The sequence below is a fragment of the Streptomyces sp. NPDC039423 genome, assembly GCF_055598725.1.
Map to the genome: position 1 here is coordinate 185,744 of NZ_JBVKAH010000011.1, position 25,293 is coordinate 211,036.

Consider the following 25,293-nt stretch of genomic DNA (forward strand, 5'->3'; position numbering starts at 1 on the left):
AGCGGCGGCGGTGCTCGACACGCCTAACGCGAGAGGGCCCGCGAGGTGATGCGACGCGGGGGGCGCGCCGGGGCCGGTGCGGGGCGGGAGCGCGGGGCGGGGGCGCGCGGCGCGACCCGGCGACGACGGCCACGGCCACGGCGACGGGGGCGCGGATGCCCGGGGCCGCCGCTGCCCGGCGACGGCGTCGGAGCGCGCGGCGGCACGAGCCCGGTCGCCGCCGTGCGCGGCGAAGCGACGGCCCGGGCGCGCGGGCGAGAGCGCGGGCCCCGCCGGGGGGCCGGGCGGTCAGTCGACGCTGCGGAGCAGCGTCTCGACGGCCTTGACGCGGTCCCCCAGCTCGGCGAGCTGTCCCCGCAGCGCCTCCTGCTGGGCGACCGCCTCCTCGGCGAGCTTGCGGTACGAGACCATCGCCAGGGCGTCGGCGCGGTGGCGCTGGAGTCTGAAGTAGGCGACCACCCCGGCCGTGATGCCGCCGACGACGATCAGAACGACGGCGATGGCGATGACAGCCCCGGTCATGTGCGTTTCCCCTTCACGTCTGCCAGGCCCTTCCGGTCCTTCGGGCCCGCCGCGTCCCCCCGCTCCGGCGCGGCACCGGCGTCCGTCGCCGCGGACTCGTCCGCGCGTACGGCCGCGAGGATCGTATCGACATTCAGACGGAGGTCGAACGCGCCCAGCTCGAAGTACTTCAGCGCCTTGCCGTCCTCGGACAGCTCCAGGTTGCCCACGACCAGTCCGGCCTTTTCCAGCCGTTCCAGGTGCATGTAGAGCAGGGGACGGGACATCCCGAGGCGGCGGGCGAGCTCACTGACGTACATCCGGCCACCGGCGAGTTCGGCGATCACTCGGAGGCGCTGCGCGTGACCCACGGCGGCGAGAAAAGCCAGAAGCTCCTCGCTGGTCATGGCACACCTCTGACATCCCGGGAAACTTTGGGAGGAGACTACACGGACGGCACGGAGCGCCGGTCGTCACGTACAGGTACCGAACCGTTGCCGGGCGGGCCTGGTCTCCACCGGGCGTGAGCTGGCAGGATCGCGCCATGCTCCAGGCCCTGTCCCGCGTCAGCCGCCGTCGTGCCCTCCGGGGGTCGGCGGCCGCCCTCGTGGTGCTGGGTGTGCTCCTGTGGTGGTTCGTTCCCGCCGGGGAGCCGTCACCGCGCGGCAAGGTCACCTTCAGCACGGGCGTACCGACCGGGGTGTACCAGCGGTACGGCGAGCTGCTGGAGGAGGCGCTCGGGCGCACCGTGCCGGACGTCGCGATAACGCTCCGGAACAGTGAGGGCTCCCGGCAGAACCTGGCCCGGCTGGCGTCCGGGGAGGCGGACTTCACCGTCGCCACGGCGGACGCGGTCGCGACGTACATCCGGGACAGCAGGCCGGGCGCGTACGACCTGCGCGGCTGTGCCCGGCTGTACGACGACTACGTCCAGCTCATCGTCCCCAAGGGTTCGAAGGTGCGTTCCACCCGGGACCTGCGGGGCCTGCGGGTCGGCGTCGGGCAGGACGGGTCGGGCGTACGGCTGATCGCGGACCGGCTGCTCCAGGCGGCCAAGATCGACCCGGCGACGGACATCGAGCCGGTCTCGGCCGGGATCGACACGATGCCGACGCTGCTGGAGCAGGACCGGCTGGACGCCTTCTTCTGGTCGGGCGGCCTGCCCACCAGCGCGGTGCAGAAGCTCTCCGAGCGCTTCCCGATCCGGCTCGTCCCGCTGGAGGGCGACCTGGTGAACCGGGTGCACGAGGGCGGCGGCAGCGGCCGTTACTACCGCTCGGCGGTGGTGCCCGCCGACGCCTACGCCCTCGCCCAGGAGGGCCGGCCGGTGGAGACGGTGGCCGTGGCCAACCTGCTCGTCACCACCGACCGTACGGACCCGGCGCTGGCCGAGGCGTTCACGCGCACGGTGATCCAGAGCCGTGACCGGATCGGCCGTGAGGTGCACCCGGCCCAGCTCGTGGACCTGCGGACGGCGGTGTACACCGACCCGCTGCCCCTGCACGAGGGCGCCCGGCGCTACTACCGCTCGGTCAAGCCGTAGGTCGCGTCCGCGAAGTCGCCCGGCTCGCGGTGCCCGCGGCGTCAGCCCGAGGCGTCGTCCGGGGCGGTGCGCGGGACGGTGACGGTGACGCGCAGGCCGTGCGGCTCGTGGTGGGAGTACGTGATCGAGCCGCCGCCCGCGGCCAGCAGCGCGCGGGAGATGGACAGCCCGAGGCCGGACCCCTTGACGTTCTGGTGGCGGCCGCTGCGCCAGAAGCGGTCGCCGATACGGGCCAGCTCGTCGTCGGTGAGCCCGGGGCCGCCGTCCGTGACCACGATCGTGGAGGTGTCCCCGTCGGCGGTGACGGTCACGGCGACCTCCTCCCCGGCGGGCGTGAACTTCAGCGCGTTGTCGATCACGGCGTCGAGCGCGCTGGACAGCGCCACGGGGTCGGCCCAGGCGGTGACGGCCGATCCGCAGCCGGTCAGGCGGACGCGCTTCTCGTCGGCGAGCGGCCGCCAGGCGGCCACGCGCTCGGCGGCCAGCTCCCCGATGTCGGTGAGCCGCAGGTCGGCCGGGGCGTGCTCGGCGAGGGCGAGGTCGAGCAGGTCGTCGAGGACCTGGGCGAGGCGCTTGCCCTCGGTGCGTACGGAGGCGATCTCGTCGTTGCCGGGGGGCAGCTCCAGCGCGAGCAGCTCGATCCGCAGCAGCAGCGCGGCGAGCGGGTTGCGCAGCTGGTGCGAGGCGTCGGCGACGAAGGCCCGCTGCTGTTCCAGGACCTCCTCGACGTTGTCGGCCATCTCATTGAACGACCGTGCGAGGCGGCGCAGTTCCGGCGGTCCGCCGGCCGCGGCGACCCGTGAGTTCAGCCGGCCGGTGGCGATGTCGTGGGTGGCGGCGTCCAGGACCTTGACGGGCTTGAGGACCCACCCGGTGAGCCGGAACGCCGCGCCGACCGCCAGCAGCATGGCGGCCACCTCGCCGGCCGCGATCAGCAGCCAGCCGTTCAGGATGCGCGAACGGAGCTGGCCGGTGGGCGAGTCGGTGAGCACGACGGCGACGACGTCCCCGTCCCGTACGACCGGTGAGGCGACCGCGAGCCGGGCGTTCGGCTGCCAGGGCCAGACCTGCGGCGGGTCGTGACTGCGGCGCCCCAGCAGGGCCTCGCGGAAGGCACGGCGGGGTTCGCCGCGCTCGGGGACGTCCCAGTACTTGGGGGCGCGGGCCATGGCGGTGGTGTCGCGGTAGAAGACGCCCACCTCGATCCCGTACACCTCGTGGTAGCGGACGAGTTCGCCGTTCAGGGTGGACTGGCGCTCGTCGATGCCGCGCCCGCGCTCGGTGACGAACTGGGCGAGCGCCGCGAACCGCGCGGTGTCGTCGATCCGGTCGACGACGACGGTCTGCTGCTGGGCGGCGGCGAGGCTGGCCGCGAGCGGGAAGCCGAGCGCGAGCAGCACGCCCGCCATGAGGACGAGGAGGAGGGGGAGCAGCCGGGTGCGCACGGGGGCTTCAGGGCGTTACGCGGCGGGCGCGACCAGGCGGTAGCCGACGCCGCGCACGGTCTCGATGAGGGCGGGCATGCGGAGCTTGGCGCGCAGGGAGGCCACGTGCACCTCCAGGGTGCGGCCGGTGCCCTCCCAGCTCGTGCGCCATACCTCGCTGATGATCTGCTCCCTCCGGAACACGACGCCGGGCCGCTGCGCCAGCAGGGCCAGCAGGTCGAACTCCTTGCGGGTGAGCTGGACCTCCGCGCCCGCCACGCTGACCCTGCGGGTGGGCAGCTCGATGGTCACGGGGCCGAGGCGCAGGGGTCCCGCCTCGTCCGTACCGCCCGTCCCTCCGGTGCCACCGCCGGTGTCGTCGGGGTCGGTGGCGCCGGAGCGCCGGCTGACGGCGTGGATGCGGGCGAGCAGCTCACCGGTGTCGTACGGCTTGGTGACGTAGTCGTCGGCCCCGAGGTTGAGCCCGTGGATCCGGGAGCGGACGTCGGCCCGCGCGGTCACCATGATCACTGGGGTGGTGGTGAGCTTCCGGATCTTGCCGCAGACCTGGTAGCCGTCCTGGTCGGGCAGGCCGAGGTCCAGGAGGACCACCCCGAAGGGGGGCCGTCCGGCGTTCGCGGCGGGCAGCACGGCCTGGAGGGCCTCCTCGCCGTTGCGGGCGTGGGTGACGTCGAACCCGTGCTTCTTGAGGATCGCGGACAGGGCCGCGGCGACGTGGTCGTCGTCCTCGACGAGCAGCAGTCTCATGGCCCCCCTCCGAAAGGTGCGATCGCTTGAGTGACCCTATGGCCACTTCGGCATGAACGCTGATGCGTGCCCCGACAGTCAAGAGGGTTCCGGCGGCGACGGGGGTTCCGTTATGCACCCGTTCTCCACAAGGCCGTAGCAGGGCCGTCCCGTTCACGCATAGTGTCCGGTTGAAGCCGGATCGTTATCCTCAATTTCCGCTCAGATGTAATGACGCTGGTCGCACCACGTGCTTAGTGTCCTCCTCAACCGAGGAGGACGGAGCAAGAAGCCGATGAGCGGAGTGTCAGTGACCAAGGGCGCGGAGGACGCCGTACCGACGGCGGGCGACCTGGTCGTGCTGAGCAACGTCAACAAGCACTTCGGCGCGCTGCATGTGCTCCAGGACATCGACCTGACCATCGCCCGTGGCGAGGTCGTGGTCGTCATCGGACCGTCCGGGTCCGGCAAGTCCACGCTGTGCCGCACCATCAACCGCCTGGAGACGATCGACTCGGGCAGCATCACCATCGACGGCAAGCCGCTGCCCCAGGAGGGCAAGGAGCTCGCCCGGCTGCGCGCCGACGTCGGCATGGTCTTCCAGTCGTTCAACCTCTTCGCGCACAAGACGGTGCTGGAGAACGTCATGCTGGGCCAGGTCAAGGTCCGCAAGGCGGACAAGAAGGCCGCGGAGCAGAAGGCCCGGACGCTGCTCGACCGGGTGGGCGTCGGCTCCCAGGCCGACAAGTACCCGGCGCAGCTGTCCGGTGGACAGCAGCAGCGCGTCGCGATCGCCCGAGCCCTGGCGATGGACCCGAAGGTGATGCTCTTCGACGAGCCCACCTCGGCGCTCGACCCCGAGATGATCAACGAGGTCCTCGAGGTCATGCAGCAGCTGGCGCGGGACGGGATGACGATGATCGTCGTCACCCACGAGATGGGCTTCGCCCGGTCCGCCGCCAACCGCGTCGTCTTCATGGCGGACGGCCGGATCGTCGAAGAGGCGACGCCGGACCAGTTCTTCAGCAACCCGCGCAGCGACCGGGCCAAGGACTTCCTGTCGAAGATCCTTCACCACTGAGGGATCCCGCTTGACGCCAGCGGTGACGACGACCAACGAACCACGACATAAGGGATGTTCACCATGAAGCTCCGCAAGACGGCCGCGCTGGCCGTTGCTGTGCTCGCGCTGTCCGCGACCGCCTGTGGTGGCAAGGAGGGGTCGGCGGGCGACAAGCCGGCCGGCGTCCAGCCCGGCTCCTCGAACGCTCCGGCGCTGCCGAAGTACGTCGTCGCGACGGACGTCGACCTGAAGGACTCGGCGACCTTCAAGAAGGCCAAGGAGCGCGGCAAGCTGATCATCGGCTCCAAGGCCGACCAGCCGTACCTCGGCTTCGAGGACCAGGCGACCAAGAAGCGCTCCGGCTTCGACGTCGAGATCGCCAAGATGATCGCCGCCGAGCTGGGCTTCACCGAGTCCCAGATCGAGTGGAAGACGGTGGACTCCAGCACCCGTGAGACCGCCATCTCCAAGGGCCAGGTCGACTACTACGTCGGTACGTACACGATCAACGACAAGCGCAAGGCGCAGGTCGGCTTCGCGGGTCCGTACTACAAGGCCGGCGCCGACCTGCTGGTCCGCAAGGACGAGTCCTCGATCACCGGCCCGGAGGCCGTCAAGGGCAAGAAGGTCTGCTCCATCAAGGGCTCCACGCCGCTCCAGGAGATCAAGCAGCCGAAGTACGGCGCCCAGACCACCGAGCTCGGCAAGTACTCGGACTGCGTCCAGCAGCTGCTCACCAAGCAGGTCGACGCGGTGACGACGGACGACGCGATCCTCAAGGGTTACGCCGCGCAGAACCCGACCAAGCTGAAGGTCGTGGGCAAGCCGTTCACGCAGGAGCCGTACGGCATCGGCATGAACAAGGAGGACAAGGCCCTCCGCGACGCGGTCAACAACGCGCTGGACAAGCGGATCAAGGACGGCACGTACAAGAAGATCTACGAGGCCACCCTGGGCCTGTCCGGCTCCGCCTACACCGCTCCGCCGGCGCTCGTGCGCTACTGACCCGGCCGGGCCACCGCGCCTCCCCGCTCCACCGCGCTTGACGCACCGCCGCTTCACGCACCACGGCGAAGCGCCCCGTACCCGGCCGGTACGGGGCGCTCCGTCCCGTCGTACCCGGGCCGTACCACCACGTACCCGGCCCCCGGGGCCGGGTACGGCGCCGGGGCCGCGGGCCGGTCCGGGTGGCTCGCCCCGCCCGTACCCGACCGCAGTGCGCCCCGAACGCCCCGCACCCCGGCCGCACGCACCTCGACCACCCGCATCCCGACCGCACGCACTTCGACCGCCAGCCGCTGACCGCCGACGCGGAGACCCCATGAACGTACTGCTCGACCACTTCTCAGAGTTCCGCGACGGCTTCATAGGAACCGTGTCGATCACCGCCGTCAGCACCGCCATCGCGCTGGTCCTCGGCGTCGCCATCGCCGGCTTCCGGGTGTCACCCGTGCCGCCGCTGCGCTGGTTCGGCACCGCGTGGGTCACCCTGCTGCGCAACACGCCGCTGACGCTGCTGTTCCTGGTGACGACGTTCGTGGTGCCGGAGATCCTCTTCCCGGGCATGAGCGCCTTCGTGCTCGGCTCGATCGCCCTCGGCTTCTACACCTCCTCCTTCATCTGCGAGGCGGTCCGCTCCGGCATCAACACGGTGCCGCTGGGCCAGGCCGAGGCCGCCCGCTCCCTCGGCATGACCTTCTCGCAGACGCTGCGGCTGATCGTGCTGCCGCAGGCCACCCGTACGGTGCTGCCGCCGCTGAGCTCGATCCTCATCGCGCTCACCAAGAACTCGGCCATCGCGGGCGCCTTCAGCGTCACCGAACTCTTCGGCTGGCAGAAGCTGATGAGCGAGGAGGGCTACGACATCATCCCGATCTTCGTCTGGGTGTCCCTCGCCTACCTGGTGGTCACGTTCTCCATCAGCGGCGTCTTCCGCATCCTTGAGCGCCGCCTGGAGGTCGCCCGATGAGCGCCAGCGTTCTCTTCGACGCCCCCGGCCCCAAGGCCGTCGTCCGCAACCGCATCTACGCCGTCGTCGGCACGCTCGCCATCCTGGGGCTGCTCGCCGTCACGATCGTCCGGCTGAGCGACAAGGGGCACCTCGCCCCCGAGATGTGGGACATCTTCAACTACGCGGGCATCCGGCAGAACATCGCCGACGCCGTCCTCGCCACCCTCAAGGCGTTCGGGATCGCGGCCGTCGGCTCCCTGGCGCTCGGTGTGCTCCTGGCCGTCGCCCGGCTCTCCGACCACAAGCCGGTCCGGTGGCTGGCGACGGGATTCATCGAGCTGTTCCGCTCCATCCCGCTGCTCATCACCATCTACGCCGTGTGGGTCGGCTTCCTGACCGACTACTCGATGTGGGCGCTGGCGGTCGGCCTGTCGATCTACAACGGCTGCGTCCAGGCCGAGGTGCTGCGCGCGGGCGTGAACTCCGTGCCGAAGGGCCAGCGGGAGGCCGCGTACGCGCTCGGCATGAGCAAGACGCAGGTCATGACGTCGGTGCTGATCCCGCAGGCCGTGCGGGCGATGCTGCCGACGATCATCAGCCAGCTCGTGGTGACCCTCAAGGACACCTCGCTCGGCTTCATCATCCTGTACCCCGAGCTGCTCCAGACCGCCCGGCTGATCGCCTCCAACACGCAGGTCAACGGCATGTACCCGTACGTGTCGACGATCGTGGTGGTCGGCGCCATCTACGTCGCGATGTGCCTGGCGCTGTCCGGCCTCGCCACCTGGATCGAGAAGCGCGGCCGGCGCGCCAAGACCGGCATCGGCCCGGCGGCGGGCGCCGGCGGCACGGCCGTCCTCGGCGGCGACGCCGGCAACGCCGCCGCCACCGCGATCCTGCTCGGCGGCACCGACGGCACCGCGGGCGGAGCCGGTGGTGGCGACGGCGGCGCCGGTAACTGACGGTATGTGACATCATCCGGGTGTCTTACGGGTTGTGCGGGGGCAGTGGCGGTCGCGCCACTGCCCCCGTCACTTGACGCAAGCACCCGCAGTAGGTTGCATACGTTCTGTGATCGCGTCGCGTCGGACTCCAGCCGCACTTCCCCGTGTTTCCCCTGCTCACCGCATGACCGCGCGGGTCCCTGGAGTCACGCCGTGGACCCGGTGATCGTGGTCGGCGCCGGCCCGGTCGGGCTGGCGCTCTCCCTCGCCCTCGCCGCGCAGGGCGTGCCCTCCGTCGTCCTGGACGAGGGCGCCGGGAAGGACGAGCCGCGCGCCGCGCGCACCGCCGTACTGCGCCCGGACACCGCGGCGTTCGTCGAGCGCCTCGGCTGCGCCACCGTACGGGACGAGGGGGCGCGCTGGACCGGCTGGCGGTCGATGCGCCGCCGGCAGCAGATGCGGCACTTCACGTTCGGGCTCCAGGCCCCGTCCCCGCTGCACATCCCGCAGCACGCCCTGTCGCGCGGGCTGCGGGAGGCCATCGCCGCGCTCCCGGACCCCGAACTGGTGCGGGTGGTCACGCACAGCCGGGTGGACGGCATCGAGCAGGACGCACACGGAGTCACCGCGCACACCCGCGGGCCCGGGGCGCGCTCCTGGCGCGGCAGCCACCTGGTCGGCTGCGACGGGGCCCGCTCGACGGTGCGCAAGCTCCTGGGCGTCCGCTTCCCCGGGCGTACGGCCGTCGAACGGCACGCCGTCGCCACCCTGCACGTCGAACTTCCCTGGCCCGACGAGGCCCTGCTGCACCGTCAGCCGCCGTGGCGCGGCGTGGGCGAGGAGATCACGGCCCGGCCGCTGCCGGACGGAGGCTGGCGGCTGGACTGGCTGTTGCCGCCGCGCGGCGACCTGGTGACGCCGGACGCACTGGTGGCGCGGATCCGGGAGACGCTGGCCGGCTGGTGCGAGGCGACCCCGGCGTACGACCTGGTCGACACGGGCGTCTACACGCTGCACCACCGGCTCGCCAAGCGGTGGCGCGTGGAGCGGGCCTTCCTCGCCGGGGACGCGGCCCACCTGCTGGGCGCGCTCGGGACGCAGGGGCTGGACGAGGGGCTGCGGGACGTCGAGAACCTGGCGTGGAAGCTCGCGCTGGCCTGGCACCACGGCGCCTCGGAGGTGCTGCTGGACAGCTACCAGGCCGAGCGGCGCACGGCGGTCGCGGCCCGGCTGCGCGCGGCCGACCAGTCGCTGCCGGTGCTGCGCGGCGCGGGTGGGCTGCGGACCTACCTGCGGGGCGGCGGGCACGACGCGCTGCTGATGGACGGGCACGTGGGGCGCGGCCCGCTGGGCGCGCCGCCCGCGTACCCGCACTCCCCCCTCGCACCTCCGCACGCCGAGGCGCACACGAGCGTCGGTACGCCGCTGGGCGCGCCGGTGGAGGACGTGCGGGTCACGGCGCCGGAGGACGGCACGACGGTGCGGCTGCGGGACCGGCTGGGCCGGGGCAGGCTCCTGGCGGTGCTGGTCGCGCCGGGTACGGGGGTGTGGGACCGGCGGCACTGGATGTCCGCGGGCGTGATGCCCCGGCTGGTGGAGGCGGTGACCGCGCTGCCGGTCGACGGCGAGGTGCTGGTCACCGAGGCGTACCCGGGAGCGGCCGCGCACACCGTCCTGCTGGTGCGGCCCGACGGGCATCTGGCCGCGGCCTTCAACGGGGTGCGACCGGAGGACCTGCTCGCGGCGGCCGACGCCGTTCGGGGCGGTGCCCCGTCGCACGAGCACAGCGACCGGACCGCCGACGTCATCTGACCCGCCCGCCCGAGGCGGGCCCCGAGCGGGCCCGGCCCGAGGCGATTGACGCGGGCGCGGGTCCGTGCTGTACTCCCGATCATGAACGGCACCGATGTGCGCCTGTGGCGGAGGGTCCATATGGACCTGGTCCGCTACGCGGGCTGCGTGTGTCGTCCGTCCTGCTGAGCTCTCGCCCCCTTTCCCCGGCGCGCGCCGGCGTCGTTCCCGGTGTCCGGGATCGGTGTCCGGGCCCCGCGCCCGTGCCGCGCGCGCCTCCTTCGCGACGTCGAGTCCAGGACCCCAGGACGGTTCTCCCCATGTCCCAGTCTGTCTCCGCCTCCGTACCCGAGGCCGGGGCGGCGGCCCCGACCGCTGCCCAGCTCCTCGCCTTCGTCCGCCGCACTGCGGCCGACACCGAACTGATCGCCTCCCTTCCGCTCGACCCGGAGGGCCGCACCTGGGTGCGGCTGGACGGCCCGGGCGGCAGTGAGGCCTGGCTCATCGGCTGGCCGCCCGGTACCGGCACCGGCTGGCACGACCACGCCGAGTCGCTCGGCGCCTTCGCCACCGCGCGCGGCACGCTCAGGGAGAACTCCCTCGCCGTGCGGCTCCCGTCGGGCGGCTGGCGGTCGCTCGAACTGCACGAGGACGTCGACCGCGAGCGTCTGCTGGCCGCGGGCGAGGGGCGGGCGTTCGGACGGCACCATGTGCACGAGGTGCTGAACGGCTCGGCGGTCGAGCACGCCGTGTCGGTGCACGCGTACTATCCGCCGCTGCCGCTGATCCGGCGCTTCAGCCGGACCGGCCCGGTGTTGCGGCTGGAGCAGGTCGAGCGTCCGGAGGACTGGCAGTGACCATCGACGAATTGCTGGAGCGGGTCCGGGCGGGTCTCGACCGGGTGACCGCCCGGGAGGCGTTCGCGGCGGCCGAGTCGGGGGACGCGCTGCTGGTGGACATCCGGTACGCGGCGCTGCGCGAGCGGGACGGGCTGATCCCGGGGGCGCTGGTCGTCGAGCGGAACGAACTGGAGTGGCGCCTCGACCCGCTGGGCAGCCACCGCGCCCCGGAGGCGGTGAGCCATGAGCTGCGGGTCGTGGTGGTGTGCGACGAGGGGTACGCGTCCTCGCTCGCGGCCGCGTCCCTGCACCAGCTCGGGCTGCACCGGGCGACCGACCTGGTCGGGGGCTTCCAGGCCTGGAAGGCCGAGGGACTGCCGGTCACCACCGTCTGATCCGGGCCTGTCTCCCCCGCCGGGAGCGGAACGCCGCCCCGGGCCGTCGTACGGTGCCGCGCCGGCCGTGTCGCGCCTGTCGTCCCGTTCGGGACGGCGGGCGCGGGCTCCGGGGGCTCGCGGGTGGGGCCGGCCCCGGCCCGCCCCCCGGGGGGGCCGTAAGCCGGACCCCTCCGTGCCGGTGCGGGGGCGGCTTCCGGCGGCCCGCCGCGCCTCCGAAGCCTCAGAAGCCTTCGTGCAGGTCGTCGGTGTCCTCCCCCTCGTCCTCCAGCGCCTGCCGTACGACCCGCAAGGCCATGCCTTCCGGATAGCCCTTGCGGGCGAGCATGCCCGCGAGGCGCCGGAGGCGGCGGTCGCGGTCGAGGCCGCGCGTCGACCGGAGCTTGCGCGCCACCAGCTCGCGGGCCGTCTCCTCCTCCTGTTCGGAGTCCAGCCGCCCCACCGCTTCGTCGATCAGCTCGGCGTCCACCCCCTTGGTGCGCAGCTCCCTCGCGAGGGCGCGGCGGGCCAGGCCCCGGCCATGGTGCCGGGACTCCACCCACGCGCCCGCGAAGGCCGCGTCGTCGATCAGGCCGACGTCCTCGAAGCGGGACAGGACCTCGTCGGCCACCTCGTCCGGGACCTCACGTTTGCGCAACGCGTCCGCCAGCTGCTTGCGGGTGCGTGGGGTCCCGGTGAGCAGGCGCAGGCAGATCGCCCGCGCCCGCTCAGCCGGATCCTGGGGCGACAGCTCCTTCTCGGCCCTCGACGAGTCGGCGCTGTCGCCCGGCCATTCGGTGCGCCTGACCACGGGGTCAGGCCTTGGCGGCCGCGGTCTTGGTCGCCTTGGTGGCCTTGGCCGCCGGAGCCGGGACCGACTTGGCCGGTTCGTCGCCGGCCGGGGTGGCCGCCGCGTCCGCAGCGGGCTCGGCCGCCGGGGCCTCGGGCCGGACGCCCACGCCCAGCTTCTCCTTGATCTTCCTCTCGATCTCGTTGGCGAGATCCGGGTTGTCCTTGAGGAAGTTGCGGGCATTCTCCTTGCCCTGGCCCAGCTGGTCGCCCTCGTACGTGTACCAGGCGCCCGCCTTGCGCACGAAGCCGTGCTCGACGCCCATGTCGATCAGACCGCCCTCGCGGCTGATGCCCTGGCCGTAGAGGATGTCGAACTCGGCCTGCTTGAACGGCGGCGCGACCTTGTTCTTGACGACCTTGCAGCGGGTGCGGTTGCCGACCGCGTCCGTACCGTCCTTGAGCGTCTCGATACGGCGGATGTCGATGCGCACCGAGGCGTAGAACTTCAGCGCCCGGCCACCGGTCGTGGTCTCGGGGGAGCCGAACATCACGCCGATCTTCTCGCGGAGCTGGTTGATGAAGATCGCGGTGGTCTTGGACTGGTTGAGCGCGCTGGTGATCTTCCGGAGGGCCTGGCTCATCAGACGCGCCTGGAGACCCACGTGGGAGTCGCCCATCTCGCCCTCGATCTCCGCACGCGGGACGAGCGCGGCCACGGAGTCGATGACGATCAGGTCGAGCGCGCCGGAGCGGACCAGCATGTCCACGATCTCCAGGGCCTGCTCGCCGTTGTCGGGCTGGGACAGGATCAGGTTGTCGATGTCGACGCCGAGCTTCTGCGCGTACTCCGGGTCGAGGGCGTGCTCCGCGTCGATGAACGCGACCTGGCCGCCGGCCTTCTGCGCGTTGGCCACGGCGTGCAGGGTCAGGGTCGTCTTGCCGGAGGACTCCGGCCCGTAGATCTCCACCACACGACCACGCGGCAGGCCACCGACGCCGAGCGCGACGTCGAGCGCGGTCGAGCCGGTCGGGATGACCTCGATGGGCTCCCTGGACCGCTCGCCCATGCGCATCACTGCGCCCTTGCCGAATTGCCGTTCAATCTGTGCGAGCGCGGCGTCGAGCGCCTTCTCGCGGTCGGTTCCTGCCATGGGTTCCACCCGATTTGCTTGAGTCGATCGCTTCACGTCAAAGACGCTAACCCCTGCCACTGACAATGGGCCCCGACGTCCCTCCGACCTGTGGATAACTCGGCGGCCACCGCCTCGCCGCCCCCGTCGCCGCGGGCCGGAACCCCCATAAGAATGGATGTTCGATTTTGCTGTCAAGCGAGCCACACCGGTCCGCGGCTCGTGTTCCGGCGCCGCCGTGCGGCGCCCGTCCGGTACCCCGCCGGGCCGGTTCCACGCGGGCCCGGCGGCCCGGGTTCGCCGGGCCGGCTGCCGGTCGGCGGCCCGTTCGTACGCGGGCCCGGCGCGCCTCAGGAGCCGTCGGCGGGCGTGGCCGGGGAGGCGGCCTGCTCCTTCTCCCGCTTGGCGCGCAGCGCCCGCTGCACCCGGGCGAGGACGGCCTCGCCCTGCCGCCGGTGGCCGTGCATCCGCGGGTCCTCGGTCACGTCGTACCGCTTCACGTACGCGCCGAGGAACGCCTGGAGGGTGGCGACCGCCGGGATGGCGATGAGCGCGCCGACCGCGCCGAGCAGCGCGGTGCCAGCGATGACCGAGCCGAAGGCGACCGCCGGGTGGATGTCGACGGTCCTGGCGGTCAGCTTGGGCTGGAGCACATAGTTCTCGAACTGCTGGTACACCACGACGAAGGCCAGCACCCACAGGGCGTACCAGGGGTTCTCGGTGAAGGCGATCAGCATCGGCAGCGCACCGGCCAGGTAGGTGCCGATGGTGGGGAGGAACTGGGAGACCAGCCCCACCCACACGGCGAGCGCGGGCGCGTACGGCACCGCCAGGAACTCCAGCAGGACGTAGTGGGCGACGCCGGAGACCAGCGCCATGAGCCCGCGCGAGTACAGGTAGCCGCCGGTCTTGTCGACCGCGATCTCCCAGGCGCGCAGCACCTCGGCCTGCTTGGCGGGCGGCAGGACCGAGCACAGGGCGCGGCGCAGCCGCGGGCCGTCGGCCGCGAAGTAGAAGGAGAACAGGAAGATCGTCAGCAGTCTGAACAGCCCGCCGAGCACGGTCGCGGAGATGTCCAGGACTCCGCTCGCGCTGTTCTGCACGTACTTCCGCAGCCAGTCGGAGCGCAGCAGGCTGTCCTGGACCTCGACCCTGGACAGCTCGGTATGGAAGGTGTGGTTGCTCCAGTTGATGAGCGAGTCGAGGTACCGGGGGAAGTCCTCGACCATCTCGATGATCTGTCCGGCGAGCATGGAGCCGAGCAGCACGACGAACCCGATGCCCGCCGCCAGCACGGCGAAGAAGACCAGGAAGGTGGCGAGGCCCCGCCGCATCCCCCGGGCGGCCATCCGGCCCACGGCCGGCTCCATGGCCAGGGCCAGGAAGAACGCGATCAGGATGTTGACGAGCAGGCCGATGAGCTGGTGGAACGCCCAGCTGCCCAGCTGGAAGCAGGCGTACAGGGCGAGGGCCAGGACCATGGCCCTGGGCAGCCACCGGGGCATGCGCGCGGGGGGCGTCCCTCCGGTGGGGGCCGCCCCGGGCTCCGCGGTCCTGCTGGGCGGCACGGCGGCCGCGTTCGTGGCCGGTGACGCGGGTCCTCGCGTCACCGGCTCGGTGGTCGTCGTCTCGTTCTCGTCAGTCGGGGCCACGGGGCAAGTCTCGCGCACCGCCACGGCGACCGGCCTACCAGCCCGGCGTCACCGCTTGTCCGGCGGGACGTCCACGGCGGCGCAGACCGCGCGCCAGACGTCCTTCGCCTCCCAGCCCGCCTCCAGCGCCTGGTACACCGTCCGCCCGCCCAGCTCGGACATGACATGGTCCCGCGCGAAGGACTCGGCGTACCCCTCACCGAAGTGGTCCGCCATCCGCTCCCAGAAAATCGTCAACCGCATGCCTCGAGTATCCAGCTCCTGAGAGTGCAGCCCGGCCCGCGCCCCTTGCCGAAAGCCCTTTCCGCCCTACGGTCGGAACATGGCTGGAACTCCCCTCTCCCGTGCCGGGCACTTCATCTGGCTGACGGCCCGTGTGCTCGAACAGCGGCGGTTCGCTTACCACTTCCTGGGCGGTGCCGCCGACCCCGTGGAGACCGCCCTCAACGCCCACCTCAATGAAGACGGGGGGTACGGGCACGCACTGGAGCCGGACCTGCGCGGCCCCGTCAGCCAGCCGTTGCACACCGCGCACGCGCTGCGGGTGCTGGACTCCATCGGCCGCTGCGGAGGGCTGCGGGTGGAGCGCGTCTGCCGCTACCTGACCGGGGTGTCCACCCATGACGGGGCCCTGCCGGCCCTGCACCCCTCCGTCCGGGGCTACCCGGTGGCCCCGTTCCTCCCGGTCGTGGACGATCCCCCCAGCGACCTGCTCGCCACCGGCCCCGTGGTCGGGCTGCTGCACCGCAATCAGGTGTGGCACGCGTGGCTGTTCCGCGCCACGGACTTCTGCTGGGCCGCCGTCGACGCGCTGGAGAAGTCGCACCCGTACGAGATCCAGGCCGCCGTCGCGTTCCTGGACGGCGTTCCGGACCGCACCCGGGCCAAGGCCGCCGCCGACCGGCTCGGCCGCCTGGTGCGGGACCAGGGCCTCGCGGTCCTGGACCCGGAGCGGATCGACGCGTACCCGGTGGCGCCCGGGTACGCCCCGGGCGAGCACCACTTCCCGCACGACTACGCGCGCGTGCCCGATTCCCTCGCCCGGGGCTGGTTCACCGACGAGGAGCTGGCCCGTTCCCTGGACCACTTGGCGGCCTGCCAGGAGGACGACGGGGGCTGGCCCATCGGGTGGCGCCTGTGGGCGCCGGGCACGGCCCTGGAGTGGCGTCCGATCGTGACGATCGAGGCGCTGCGCACCCTGCGGGCGCACGGCCGCCCGATCGACGGCTGAGCCCCGCCCGCCCGGGTCCCGGGGCGGCGGCCCCGCTTCCCGCGCCGGGCGTCCGCGCTCAGCCGCCGATGGCCCGGACGCCCGCCGTCACGACGACGGCCGCGGCGACCACGACCAGGAACGGGGCGCGCAGCACCAGCGCGACCGCCGCCGCGGCGAGACCGGCGCCCCGGGCGTCCAGGACGAGGGCGCTGCCGGAGCTGAACGTCTGCTGCGCGGTCAGCGCCGCGAGCAGGGCGACGGGCAGCAGCGCCGACAGCCGCTGGACGAGCGGCCGCTCCAGTGCCCCGGCGGGCACCAGGAGGCCGATGAGCTTGACGAGGTAGCAGCCGGCGGCGGTCAGGCCGATGGCGATCCAGATGGTCAACGGTCCGTCTCCTTCTCGTGCGCGCCGGCGGTCCGGCGTCCCTGGAGCCACAGCACGGCGGGCGCGGCGAGCGCGGCGATCAGTACCGGCACCCCGGCGGGCAGTACCGGCAGGAAGCCGAGCCCGAGGACGACGGCGAGGCCGGCGACCGCACGTTCGGTGGTCGTCCGCAGCATCGGTGCCAGGAGGGCGAGGAAGACGGCCGGCCCGGCGGCGTCCAGTCCCCAGGCGTCGGTGTCGCCGATGGCCTCGGCGCCCAGCGCCCCCAGGAGCGTGGTCAGGTTCCACAGCACGTACAGGGTGAGCCCGGTGACGGTGAAGCCGATCCGGGCGGCCCTGCGGTCCGGCTGGGCGAGCGACACGGCGGCCGTCTCGTCGATGACCCAGTGGGCCGCCAGCGGCCGTACGGGGCGGGGCAGGGCGAGAAGCTGCGACAGCCGCAGCCCGTAGAAGGCGTTGCGGGTGCCGAGGAAGAAGGCGCCCGCCGCCGCGGTGAACGGGTTGCCGCCCGCCGCGAGCGCGCCGACGAGGGCGAACTGGGAGGCGCCGGTGAAGACCAGCAGGCTGAGCGCGCAGGTCTGGAGCAGGCCGAGTCCCGCCCCGGCCGAGGTGACGCCGAAGGCAAAGCCGGAGAGCCCGACGGCCACCCCGACGCCCAGGGCGTCGCGGACGACCGCGCGGTCGGGCCGGGCGGCGGCCCCCGGGCCGGTGGGCGGAGCGGGCGGTGCGGATGCGGGTGCGGGTGCTGTCTGGTCTGCCACGCCGGCGACGTTACGGACCGGGCGGCTCGCCGGTCTTGTACGTTCTTGCGCGCTCGCGCTGGTAGGCGCCCGGGGGCACGCCGACGATCCGGGTGAAGTGCCGGTTCAGGTGGGGCTGGTCGGTGAAGCCGACCGCGACCGCGACGGCCGCCGGTGGGGTGCCGGCCTCCAGCAGGCGGCGGGCGGTACGCACGCGCGCGTTGGTCAGCCAGGTGTGCGGGGGCATCCCGTGGGCGGCCTTGAACGCGCGCAGCAGCGCGAAGGGGCTGGTGCCCAGCTCGCGTGCCAGCTCCTCCAGTGAGGGCGGCTCGGCCATGCGCTGCTGGAGGAGGTCCCTGGCGGCGACGGCCGCGCGGGCGCCGGTGGCCAGCGGTGCCCGCCGGGGCAGCGCCCGGCCGTGGCGGCGCAGCAGCCGGGCGACGGCGATCCGCAGGACGCTGTCGGCGGCCAGCGCGTTGCCCTCCTCCGCCGCCCGGTGCACGGCGCGGATGAGCCGGGCGGTGTCCTCGTCCTCGACGATGGTCTCGGCGAAGGCGGCGGTGCCCCGCAGCGTCGTCTCCTCCTCCGCTATCGAGGCGACGAGTGCCGACGAGGGGTAGAGGGTCGCGTAGGACCAGCCTTCGGGAACCCCGGCGTGCGCCGAGTGCGGCACCTCCGGGTTGATCATGACGACGGTGCCCGGGCGGGCGCGGATGGTTCCCTCGGGCATGACCACGTCCTCGACGCCGCGCCGTACCGCGCCGAGGACGAAGCCCTCGTGGCTGTGCCGGGCGAAGGAGTGGCGCACGTACCGGGCGCGGAGCAGGTCGAGACCGGGCACGCCCGGGTACTGCCAGTGCCTGGCCCATTCGCCTTCCCGTTCGTTCGCCATTCCTCCATTCTGCGTCCGCCCGTGCACCGCTGACCTGCGGGTCCACGTCGCGGACGGTCGAGGCCGGGGGGTGCGCGCTGCGCCGTCGCGCCGGATTGTCAGAGGCGGGGTGCACGATGGGGGGCATGACCGGCACCGCGCTCGACTCGTTCTCCCCCGCGACCCGCGGCTGGTTCACGGGGGCCTTCCACGCGCCCACCGCGGCCCAGGAGGGCGCCTGGCGGGCGATCGCCGAGGGTTCGGACGTCCTGGTGGTCGCCCCGACCGGGTCCGGCAAGACCCTGGCCGCGTTCCTGGCCTCGCTGGACCGGCTGGCGTCCACCCCGCCGCCCGCCGACGCGAAGAAGCGCTGCCGTGTGCTGTACGTGTCCCCGCTCAAGGCGCTCGCCGTGGACGTGGAGCGCAACCTGCGCAGCCCGCTGACCGGCATCCGTCAGGAGTCGGTCCGCCTGGGCCTGCCCGAGCCGGAGGTGCGGGTCGGCATCCGCTCGGGCGACACCCCGGCCGCCGAGCGGCGCTCGCTCGCCACCAGGCCGCCGGACATCCTGATCACCACGCCCGAGTCGCTGTTCCTGATGCTCACCTCCGCCACCCGGGACGCGCTGTCGGGGATCGAGACGGTGATCCTGGACGAGGTCCACGCGGTCGCCGGTACGAAGCGGGGCGCCCACCTCGCGCTGTCCCTGGAGCGGCTGGACGAGCTGCTGCCGCGCCCGGCCCGCCGGATCGGCCTGTCGGCGACGGTCCGCCCGGTGGACGAGGTCGCGCGCTACCTGTCCCCGCAGCGGAAGGTGGAGATCGTCCAGCCCGTTTCCGGCAAGGAGTTCGACCTGTCGGTGGTCGTCCCGGTCGAGGACCTCGGGGAGCTCGGGGGGTCGCCCGCGACGGACACGGACCAGGCGGAGCGGCCGTCGATCTGGCCGCATGTCGAGGAGCGGATCGCCGACCTGGTCCAGGCGCACCGCTCGACGATCGTGTTCGCCAACTCGCGGCGGCTGGCCGAGCGCCTGTGCAACCGGCTCAATGAGATCGCGTACGAGCGGGCCACCGGGGAGCCCCTCCCCGAGGACGGGTCCCCAGCCGAGCTGATGGCGCAGTCCGGTGCCGCCCAGGGCGCCCCGCCGCTGCTCGCCAGGGCGCACCACGGGTCGGTCTCCAAGGAGCAGCGGGCCCTGGTCGAGGAGGACCTGAAGGCGGGCCGGCTGCCCGCCGTGGTCGCCACCTCCAGCCTGGAGCTGGGCATCGACATGGGCGCGGTGGACCTGGTGGTCCAGGTCGAGTCGCCGCCCTCGGTGGCCTCCGGCCTCCAGCGGGTCGGCCGCGCCGGGCACCAGGTGGGCGCGGTGTCGACGGGTGTGGTGTTCCCCAAGTACCGGGGTGACCTCGTGCAGGCCGCCGTGGTCACCGAGCGGATGCGCTCCGGGTCCATCGAGTCGATGCGGATCCCGTCCAATCCGCTGGACGTCCTGGCCCAGCAGGTGGTCGCCATGGTGGCGCTGGACACCTGGCAGTTCGACGACCTGCTCGCGGTGGTCCGGCGGGCCGCCCCGTTCGCCTCGCTGCCCGAGTCGGCGTTCACCGCCGTCCTGGACATGCTGGCCGGCCGGTACCCGTCGGACGCGTTCGCCGAGTTGCGCCCGCGCGTGGTGTGGGACCGCGTCACGGGTGCGGTGACAGGCCGCCCGGGGGCGCAGCGGCTCGCCGTCACGTCCGGCGGCACGATCCCCGACCGGGGCCTGTTCGGGGTGTTCCTGGCGGGCTCCGACCCCAAGAAGGGCGGCGGCCGGGTCGGTGAGCTGGACGAGGAGATGGTGTACGAGTCGCGGGTCGGCGACGTGTTCACCCTCGGCACCTCCTCGTGGCGCATCGAGGACATCACCCGCGACCGGGTGCTGGTCTCGCCCGCGCCGGGGGTGCCGGGCCGACTGCCGTTCTGGAAGGGCGACCAGCTCGGCCGTCCGCTGGAGCTGGGCCGGGCGGTGGGCGCCTTCCTTCGCGAGGTGGGGTCCCTGACGGCGGACGACGCGCGGCTGCGGATGCTCGCGGCGGGCCTGGACGCCTGGGCCGCGGAGAACGTCCTGTCGTACCTGGACGAGCAGCGCCGGTCCTGCGGTCATGTGCCGGACGACCGGACCATCCTGGTGGAGCGGTTCCGCGACGAGCTGGGCGACTGGCGGGTGGTGGTGCACTCGCCGTTCGGCGCGCAGGTGCACGCCCCGTGGGCGCTGGCCCTGGGCGCCCGGCTCACCGAGCGGTACGGCATGGACGCCCAGGTGATGCACGCCGACGACGGCATCGTGCTGCGGCTGCCCGACGCGGACCTGATGGGGCTGGACCTGCTGGACCAGGCCCCGTCCGCCCCCGGCCTCGAGTACGACGGCGACCAGGCGCCGGTGGGCGCCGCCGACGTCCTGTTCGACAAGGGCGAGGTCGACCAGATCGTCACGGACCAGGTCGGCGGCTCGGCGCTGTTCGCGTCCCGGTTCCGCGAGTGCGCGGCGCGCGCCCTGCTGCTGCCGCGCCGCAACCCGGGCAAGCGCACACCGCTGTGGCAGCAGCGCCAGCGCGCCGCCCAGCTGCTCCAGGTGGCCAGTGAGTTCGGTTCGTTCCCCATCGTCCTGGAGGCCGTCCGCGAGTGCCTCCAGGACGTGTTCGACGTGCCGGGCCTCAAGGAGCTGATGGGCGACATCGAGTCCCGCCGCGTCCGGCTGGTCGAGGTCACCACCCCCGAGCCGTCCCCCTTCGCCCGTTCGCTCCTCTTCGGGTACGTGGCCCAGTTCCTGTACGAGGGCGACTCACCGCTCGCCGAGCGGCGGGCCGCCGCCCTGTCCCTGGACTCCCGGCTGCTGTCGGAGCTGCTGGGCCAGGCGGAGCTGCGCGAGCTGCTCGACGCGGACGTCCTGACCGAGCTGGAGGGCGAGCTCCAGTGGCGCACCGAGGACCGCCGGGTCAAGGACGTGGAGGGGGTCGCGGACGTGCTGCGGGTCCTGGGGCCCCTCACCGACGCCGAGCTGGTGGAGCGCGGCGCCGACCCGGAGTGGCCCCGGCACCTGGGCAGGACCCGGCGGGCCATCCAGGTGCGCGTGGCGGGCGCCGACCACTGGGCGGCCGTCGAGGACGCGGGGCGGCTGCGCGACGCCCTGGGCACCGCCCTTCCGGTCGGTGTTCCCGAGGCGTTCACCGAGCCGGTCAAGGACCCCCTCGGTGACCTCCTCGCGCGGTACGCGCGCACCCACGGCCCCTTCACGTCCGCCCAGGCCGCCGCCCGGTTCGGTCTCGGCACCGCCGTGACCGACGGCGCCCTGCACCGTCTGGCCGCCGCCGGGCGCGTCGTCCAGGGCGAGTTCCACCCGTCGGGCGTCGGACAGGAGTGGTGCGACGCGGCGGTACTGCGCCGGCTGCGCCGCCGCTCGCTCGCCGCCCTGCGCCACGAGCTGGAGCCGGTCCCGCCGACGGCGCTCGCCACCTTCCTGCCCCAGTGGCAGCACCTCGGCGGCAACAGCCTGCGCGGCATCGACGGACTGGCCCGCGCCGTCGAACAGCTCCAGGGCGCGCCCGTCCCCGCGTCCGCGCTGGAGAAGCTGGTCCTGCCCTCCCGCGTCGCCGGCTACAGCCCCGCCATGCTCGACGAGCTGACCACCACCGGCGAGGTCCTCTGGGCCGGAGCGGGCGCCCTGCCGGGCAAGGACGGCTGGGTCTCGCTCTACCTCGCCGACGCCGCGCCCCTGCTGCTCCCGCAGCCGCACCCACTGGAGCTCACCGCGCTCCACGAAGCCGTCCTGACCACCCTCTCCGGCGGCTACGGCCTGTTCTTCCGCCAGATCGCCGACCAGATCCGCGCCACCACCCATCCCGAGGCGACCGACCCCCAGCTCGCCGACGCTCTGTGGGACCTGGCCTGGTCCGGCCGGCTCACCAACGACACCCTGGCGCCCCTCCGCTCCCTGCTCGGCTCCGGCCGCACGGCCGGCTCCACCGCCCACCGGGCCAGGCGCACGGTCCCCCGCGGCCGGTACGGCACGCTGACGGCGGCCGCCCGCACGGCCTCGCGCACCGGTCCGCCGACCGTCAGCGGGCGGTGGTCCCTTCTTCCTCCGCCGGAGCCGGAGCCGACCCACCGGGCCCACGCCCTGGCCCGCACCCTGCTGGACCGGCACGGCGTGGTCACGCGCGGCGCGGTGGCGGCCGAGGGGGTCGAGGGCGGCTTCTCCGCGACGTACCGGGTGCTGTCGGCCTTCGAGGACAGCGGCCAGGCCCGCCGCGGTTACGTCGTCGAGGGCCTGGGAGCCGCCCAGTTCGCCATGGACGGCGCCGTCGACCGCCTCCGTGCGGCGGCCAGCGCCCGGGACCGCGCCGACACCTCGGCCGCCCCGCGCGCCGTCGTCCTCGCCGCCGCCGACCCCGCCAACGCGTACGGTGCCGCCCTGTCCTGGCCCGAGCCCCCCACCGGCGCCGGACACAAGCCCGGCCGCAAGGCGGGTGCCCTCGTCGTCCTCGTCGACGGGGAGCTCGCCCTCTACATGGAGCGCGGCGGCAAGACCCTGCTGTCCTGGCCCGTCGAAGTGGACGACCCGGCCCTCCATGCGGCCGCCGAGGCCCTGGCGGCGGCCGCCCGCGCGGGCTCCCTCGGCACGGTCACCGTGGAGCGGATCAACGGCGGGGCGGCGCTCACCTCGCCGCTGTCCCGCGCCCTGGAGGGGGCCGGCTTCCACGCGACCCCCCGAGGCCTCCGCCTCCGCGCCTGACCCGCCCGCCGGCCGCCATCGGCCCCGTCCCGTCCGCCCACCGCGTCCCGCATCATGGAGCCATGCCCGAAGGAGACACCGTCTGGCTGACCGCCCACCGCCTGCACTCCGCCCTCGCGGGCAAGCTCGTGACCCGCACCGACCTCCGGATCCCCCGCCTGGCCACCGTCGATCTCACCGGCCGCACGCTGCTCGACGTCACCCCGCGCGGCAAGCACCTCCTGACCCGGTTCGAGGGCGGGCTCACCCTCCACTCCCACCTCCAGATGGACGGCGCCTGGCGCGTCTACACGCCCGAGGAGCGCTGGAACGGCGGTCCCGGCCACCAGATCAGGGCCATCCTCGGGACCAGCACCCACACCGCCGTGGGCTACCGCCTCCCCGTCCTGGAGCTGATCCGCACCAGCGACGAGGCGTCCGTCGTGGGCCACCTGGGCCCCGACCTGCTGGGCCCTGACTGGGACTCCGGGGAGGCCGTCCGGAGGCTGCTCGCCGACCCGTCCCGCCCCCTGGGCGAAGCACTCCTGGACCAGCGGAATCTGGCGGGCATCGGCAACGTCTACAAGTGCGAGCTCGCCTTCATGGCCCGGGTCACTCCCTGGCTCCCGGTCGGCGACCTCCCGCCCGGCGTCCCCGAGCGCCTGGTCGCCACCGCCCACCGCCTCCTGGAGGCGAACAAGGAGCGCTTCGACCGCCGGACGATCCTCACCACGAACCGCCCCGACCGGAAGCTGTACGTCTACAGCCGCGGGAACCACCCCTGCTACCGCTGCGGCACCCGGATCCGCCGCAAGGAGGAGACGCTCCGGGAGCGCCTGTCCTACTGGTGCCCGGGCTGCCAGTCGGGCCCGGGCCCCGACGACCCCACCCGTTGACGACCCGTCGGATCGCGTCGTACGCGCGCGGGTCCCCGCTCGGCCGGGTGGGTGAACCGGGGGACGTCGCCCACGCGGGTCCTCCATCCGGTATCCGGCACCGGTCCTTCACCACGGGCCGGTCCGTCCGCCCGAACGGCGGTGCAGCCACGCCCTGGTGAGGCCCGGCGCGCGGGACGGCGTACGGGTCACGGAGACCGTGCCACGGGCCGAGGCCACGTGCACGGGAAGCAGGCTCAGACCCCAGCCGCCCGCGGCCACGGTCCCCTCGACCGGGCCCGCCTGACCGGGCGCCAGCAGCAGCCGCAGCACCGCCCACCACCACAGTCCGCCCAGCACCAGCGCGAGCGCCAGCAGCGGAACCCGTCGCCGAACCATGGCCGCCTCCTCCGGTCGACGCTAGACCGGCCCGATCACATGGCGGGAGGGCGTACCGGTGCGCGCCTCCGGCGCACGCCGGGCGCTTCGATACACCCTCCCGTCCCGTTCGTTCCGGCACCCGGCGCCCGAGCCCGAGGCCCGGGGCGGGCACCCGACACCCGCGGAACTACGGGTTGTCCGCCTGACGGCTCTCGGCCTGGAACATCCACGCGTGCTTTTCGAGGTCCGCCGTCAGCGCGATCAGCAGGTCCTGCGTCACCGGATCGGGCTTGTCGGTCGCCTCGATCCGCTCCCGCATCCGTCCGACCACCGTGACCAGGGCCTCGACCATGATGCGGACCGCTTCGTCGTCCTTGATCCAGCCCGTCGGCACGTTCTTGATGGCCGTGCTGGACGCGAGGGTCGTGGCTCGCCCGTCCGGGGTGACACCCAGCGCCGAGGCGCGCTCCGCCACGATGTCGGAGTGCTGGCGCGCGGTGGTCACGACCTCGTCCAGCTGGAGGTGGATCGAGCGGAAGCGCGGCCCGACCACGTTCCAGTGCACCTGCTTGGCCACCAGGGACAGGTCGACCGCGTCGACCAGCGCGCCCTGCAGGGCTTCACCGACCACCTTCAGATCGGCGTCGGACAGGGGGCTCTTCACGACAGACATTCCGAATCCTCCGTTCCCGGCGTGCGGTGGGAAACACACGCCCGACCACCATGACACATACGACCTAAAACGGGCATTCGGGGTAAGCGAAAGCCCCGGTCGGCCATTCGTGTACCCGACCGGGGCTCAGCCCCAAACGTGCGCTTTCACCATGTGTGCGCGCGAACGACGTGCCACTCACGCGGCAGGAACACCGCGCGGCGGGAACACAGGAACGAGAGTCCTCGCAAGGACCCTCGCTCCGGTGTGCGTGGAATATCTAGGCGGCGACGACGTCCACCGCCTCCGCGGGCGCCTTGATCGTCACCCGCTCCGTCGGCACACCCGCCACCGACGTCACGGACACAGAATTGAGCATCGGGCGTACTGGGGCGGGCACCGGCTCACTCGCCGCTGCCGATTCGGCCAGCTCAGCCAGTGAGAGCTCGTCGCTCACCTCTCGCATGAGCTCGGACATCCGTACGTCAAGCGCGTCGCAGATCGCGGAGAGCAGCTCGGAGGAAGCCTCCTTCTGCCCCCGCTCCACCTCGGAGAGATAGCCGAGCGAAACTCGGGCGGACGAGGAGACTTCGCGCAGAGTACGGCCCTGGCGCTGGCGCTGCCGACGCAGCACGTCACCCAGCAGGCGACGGAGCAGAATCATCGGTGGCTCCCTCCTC

Annotated in this window: 26 protein-coding genes; 12 read left to right on the forward strand and 14 right to left on the reverse strand. The window is 73.1% G+C overall.

What is annotated here, in order from left to right; genetic code table 11:
* Window positions 1–288 precede the first annotated feature (288 nt).
* Together ACZ7LK_RS28600 and ACZ7LK_RS28605 are read right to left on the reverse strand one after the other, a co-directional pair.
* The gene (locus ACZ7LK_RS28600; RefSeq protein ID WP_392276969.1) at window positions 289–522 is read right to left on the reverse strand and encodes a hypothetical protein; all 234 of its coding nucleotides are present in this window, start codon (window positions 520–522) and stop codon (window positions 289–291) included.
* The gene (locus ACZ7LK_RS28605; protein ID WP_392276970.1) at window positions 519–908 is read right to left on the reverse strand and encodes an ArsR/SmtB family transcription factor; all 390 of its coding nucleotides are present in this window, start codon (window positions 906–908) and stop codon (window positions 519–521) included. The genes ACZ7LK_RS28600 and ACZ7LK_RS28605 overlap by 4 nt, the downstream gene beginning before the upstream one ends.
* 137 nt (window positions 909–1,045) lie before the next feature.
* On the opposite strand from ACZ7LK_RS28605, the gene ACZ7LK_RS28610 reads away from it, so the two are divergent.
* The gene (locus ACZ7LK_RS28610; RefSeq protein WP_392277006.1) at window positions 1,046–2,044 is read left to right on the forward strand and encodes a TAXI family TRAP transporter solute-binding subunit; all 999 of its coding nucleotides are present in this window, start codon (window positions 1,046–1,048) and stop codon (window positions 2,042–2,044) included.
* A gap of 41 nt (window positions 2,045–2,085) precedes the next feature.
* Here the strand turns inward: ACZ7LK_RS28610 and ACZ7LK_RS28615 are convergent, their stop codons facing one another.
* A complete protein-coding gene (locus tag ACZ7LK_RS28615) occupies window positions 2,086–3,489 on the reverse strand; it encodes a HAMP domain-containing sensor histidine kinase (RefSeq protein WP_392276971.1) in 1,404 nt (467 codons plus the stop codon).
* 15 nt (window positions 3,490–3,504) lie between these two features.
* A complete protein-coding gene (locus ACZ7LK_RS28620) occupies window positions 3,505–4,236 on the reverse strand; it encodes a response regulator transcription factor (protein ID WP_392276972.1) in 732 nt (243 codons plus the stop codon).
* A gap of 274 nt (window positions 4,237–4,510) precedes the next feature.
* Between ACZ7LK_RS28620 and ACZ7LK_RS28625 the strand changes: the two genes are divergently transcribed.
* The 8 genes from ACZ7LK_RS28625 (at window position 4,511) to ACZ7LK_RS28660 (ending at window position 11,198) form a co-directional block, all read left to right on the forward strand.
* Entirely contained in the window at window positions 4,511–5,296 is a 786-nt protein-coding gene (locus ACZ7LK_RS28625) for an amino acid ABC transporter ATP-binding protein (protein WP_392276973.1), read from the forward strand.
* Window positions 5,297–5,359: 63 nt separating this feature from the next.
* Complete coding sequence (locus tag ACZ7LK_RS28630; RefSeq protein ID WP_392276974.1) at window positions 5,360–6,283, forward strand: glutamate ABC transporter substrate-binding protein; 924 nt, start codon at window positions 5,360–5,362, stop codon at window positions 6,281–6,283.
* Window positions 6,284–6,599: 316 nt separating this feature from the next.
* Window positions 6,600–7,247 carry an amino acid ABC transporter permease gene (locus ACZ7LK_RS28635; protein ID WP_392276975.1) on the forward strand — a complete coding sequence of 216 codons (648 nt, stop codon included), beginning with the start codon at window positions 6,600–6,602 and terminating at the stop codon, window positions 7,245–7,247.
* Window positions 7,244–8,191: an amino acid ABC transporter permease gene (locus ACZ7LK_RS28640; protein ID WP_471144078.1), complete on the forward strand. Its 948-nt coding sequence runs from the start codon at window positions 7,244–7,246 to the stop codon at window positions 8,189–8,191. The genes ACZ7LK_RS28635 and ACZ7LK_RS28640 overlap by 4 nt, the downstream gene beginning before the upstream one ends.
* A gap of 195 nt (window positions 8,192–8,386) precedes the next feature.
* Entirely contained in the window at window positions 8,387–9,985 is a 1,599-nt protein-coding gene (locus tag ACZ7LK_RS28645) for an FAD-dependent monooxygenase (RefSeq protein ID WP_469464666.1), read from the forward strand.
* An 81-nt stretch (window positions 9,986–10,066) separates the two neighbouring features.
* Entirely contained in the window at window positions 10,067–10,153 is an 87-nt protein-coding gene (locus ACZ7LK_RS28650) for a putative leader peptide (protein WP_344429281.1), read from the forward strand.
* Between the two features lie 131 nt (window positions 10,154–10,284).
* Window positions 10,285–10,821, forward strand: a complete 537-nt coding sequence (locus ACZ7LK_RS28655) for a cupin domain-containing protein (RefSeq protein ID WP_392276978.1) — start codon at window positions 10,285–10,287, stop codon at window positions 10,819–10,821.
* Window positions 10,818–11,198 carry a rhodanese-like domain-containing protein gene (locus ACZ7LK_RS28660; RefSeq protein ID WP_392276979.1) on the forward strand — a complete coding sequence of 127 codons (381 nt, stop codon included), beginning with the start codon at window positions 10,818–10,820 and terminating at the stop codon, window positions 11,196–11,198. The genes ACZ7LK_RS28655 and ACZ7LK_RS28660 overlap by 4 nt, the downstream gene beginning before the upstream one ends.
* A 223-nt stretch (window positions 11,199–11,421) precedes the next feature.
* Here ACZ7LK_RS28660 and recX read toward each other — a convergent pair whose 3' ends face one another.
* The 4 genes from recX to ACZ7LK_RS28680 all read right to left on the reverse strand — a co-directional run bounded on the left by recX (window position 11,422) and on the right by ACZ7LK_RS28680 (window position 14,994).
* Window positions 11,422–11,988 (reverse strand): recombination regulator RecX, encoded by a 567-nt coding sequence (recX, locus tag ACZ7LK_RS28665; RefSeq protein ID WP_392276980.1) that lies wholly within the window; start codon window positions 11,986–11,988, stop codon window positions 11,422–11,424.
* 4 nt (window positions 11,989–11,992) lie between these two features.
* On the reverse strand, window positions 11,993–13,120 hold the full coding sequence (gene recA / locus ACZ7LK_RS28670; RefSeq protein ID WP_392276981.1) for a recombinase RecA: 1,128 nt from the start codon (window positions 13,118–13,120) through the stop codon (window positions 11,993–11,995).
* Between the two features lie 329 nt (window positions 13,121–13,449).
* The gene (locus ACZ7LK_RS28675) at window positions 13,450–14,604 is read right to left on the reverse strand and encodes an AI-2E family transporter (protein ID WP_392277007.1); all 1,155 of its coding nucleotides are present in this window, start codon (window positions 14,602–14,604) and stop codon (window positions 13,450–13,452) included.
* A gap of 195 nt (window positions 14,605–14,799) precedes the next feature.
* Window positions 14,800–14,994, reverse strand: a complete 195-nt coding sequence (locus ACZ7LK_RS28680; protein ID WP_392276982.1) for a DUF3046 domain-containing protein — start codon at window positions 14,992–14,994, stop codon at window positions 14,800–14,802.
* A 79-nt stretch (window positions 14,995–15,073) separates the two neighbouring features.
* Here ACZ7LK_RS28680 and ACZ7LK_RS28685 point away from each other — a divergent pair, with 79 nt between their 5' ends.
* A complete protein-coding gene (locus ACZ7LK_RS28685; RefSeq protein WP_469464668.1) occupies window positions 15,074–15,982 on the forward strand; it encodes a hypothetical protein in 909 nt (302 codons plus the stop codon).
* A gap of 58 nt (window positions 15,983–16,040) precedes the next feature.
* Here the strand turns inward: ACZ7LK_RS28685 and ACZ7LK_RS28690 are convergent, their stop codons facing one another.
* From ACZ7LK_RS28690 to ACZ7LK_RS28700, 3 genes are read right to left on the reverse strand one after another with little or no spacing between them, the layout of a single operon-like run.
* The gene (locus ACZ7LK_RS28690; protein WP_392276984.1) at window positions 16,041–16,349 is read right to left on the reverse strand and encodes an AzlD domain-containing protein; all 309 of its coding nucleotides are present in this window, start codon (window positions 16,347–16,349) and stop codon (window positions 16,041–16,043) included.
* A complete protein-coding gene (locus ACZ7LK_RS28695; RefSeq protein ID WP_469464669.1) occupies window positions 16,346–17,110 on the reverse strand; it encodes an AzlC family ABC transporter permease in 765 nt (254 codons plus the stop codon). The genes ACZ7LK_RS28690 and ACZ7LK_RS28695 overlap by 4 nt, the downstream gene beginning before the upstream one ends.
* Window positions 17,111–17,120: 10 nt before the next feature.
* Window positions 17,121–17,981 carry an AraC family transcriptional regulator gene (locus ACZ7LK_RS28700; protein ID WP_392276986.1) on the reverse strand — a complete coding sequence of 287 codons (861 nt, stop codon included), beginning with the start codon at window positions 17,979–17,981 and terminating at the stop codon, window positions 17,121–17,123.
* A gap of 125 nt (window positions 17,982–18,106) precedes the next feature.
* Here ACZ7LK_RS28700 and ACZ7LK_RS28705 point away from each other — a divergent pair, with 125 nt between their 5' ends.
* Both ACZ7LK_RS28705 and ACZ7LK_RS28710 read left to right on the forward strand, forming a co-directional pair.
* Window positions 18,107–22,726 carry an ATP-dependent helicase gene (locus tag ACZ7LK_RS28705; RefSeq protein WP_471144082.1) on the forward strand — a complete coding sequence of 1,540 codons (4,620 nt, stop codon included), beginning with the start codon at window positions 18,107–18,109 and terminating at the stop codon, window positions 22,724–22,726.
* Between the two features lie 62 nt (window positions 22,727–22,788).
* A complete protein-coding gene (locus tag ACZ7LK_RS28710; RefSeq protein WP_392276988.1) occupies window positions 22,789–23,601 on the forward strand; it encodes an Fpg/Nei family DNA glycosylase in 813 nt (270 codons plus the stop codon).
* Window positions 23,602–23,709: 108 nt separating this feature from the next.
* Here the strand turns inward: ACZ7LK_RS28710 and ACZ7LK_RS28715 are convergent, their stop codons facing one another.
* The 3 genes from ACZ7LK_RS28715 to ACZ7LK_RS28725 all read right to left on the reverse strand — a co-directional run bounded on the left by ACZ7LK_RS28715 (window position 23,710) and on the right by ACZ7LK_RS28725 (window position 25,277).
* A complete protein-coding gene (locus ACZ7LK_RS28715) occupies window positions 23,710–23,979 on the reverse strand; it encodes a hypothetical protein (protein WP_471144084.1) in 270 nt (89 codons plus the stop codon).
* A gap of 169 nt (window positions 23,980–24,148) precedes the next feature.
* Window positions 24,149–24,634, reverse strand: a complete 486-nt coding sequence (locus ACZ7LK_RS28720) for a Dps family protein (protein ID WP_392276990.1) — start codon at window positions 24,632–24,634, stop codon at window positions 24,149–24,151.
* A 259-nt stretch (window positions 24,635–24,893) separates the two neighbouring features.
* Window positions 24,894–25,277 carry a helix-turn-helix domain-containing protein gene (locus tag ACZ7LK_RS28725; protein ID WP_019889909.1) on the reverse strand — a complete coding sequence of 128 codons (384 nt, stop codon included), beginning with the start codon at window positions 25,275–25,277 and terminating at the stop codon, window positions 24,894–24,896.
* Window positions 25,278–25,293: the final 16 nt, after the last annotated feature.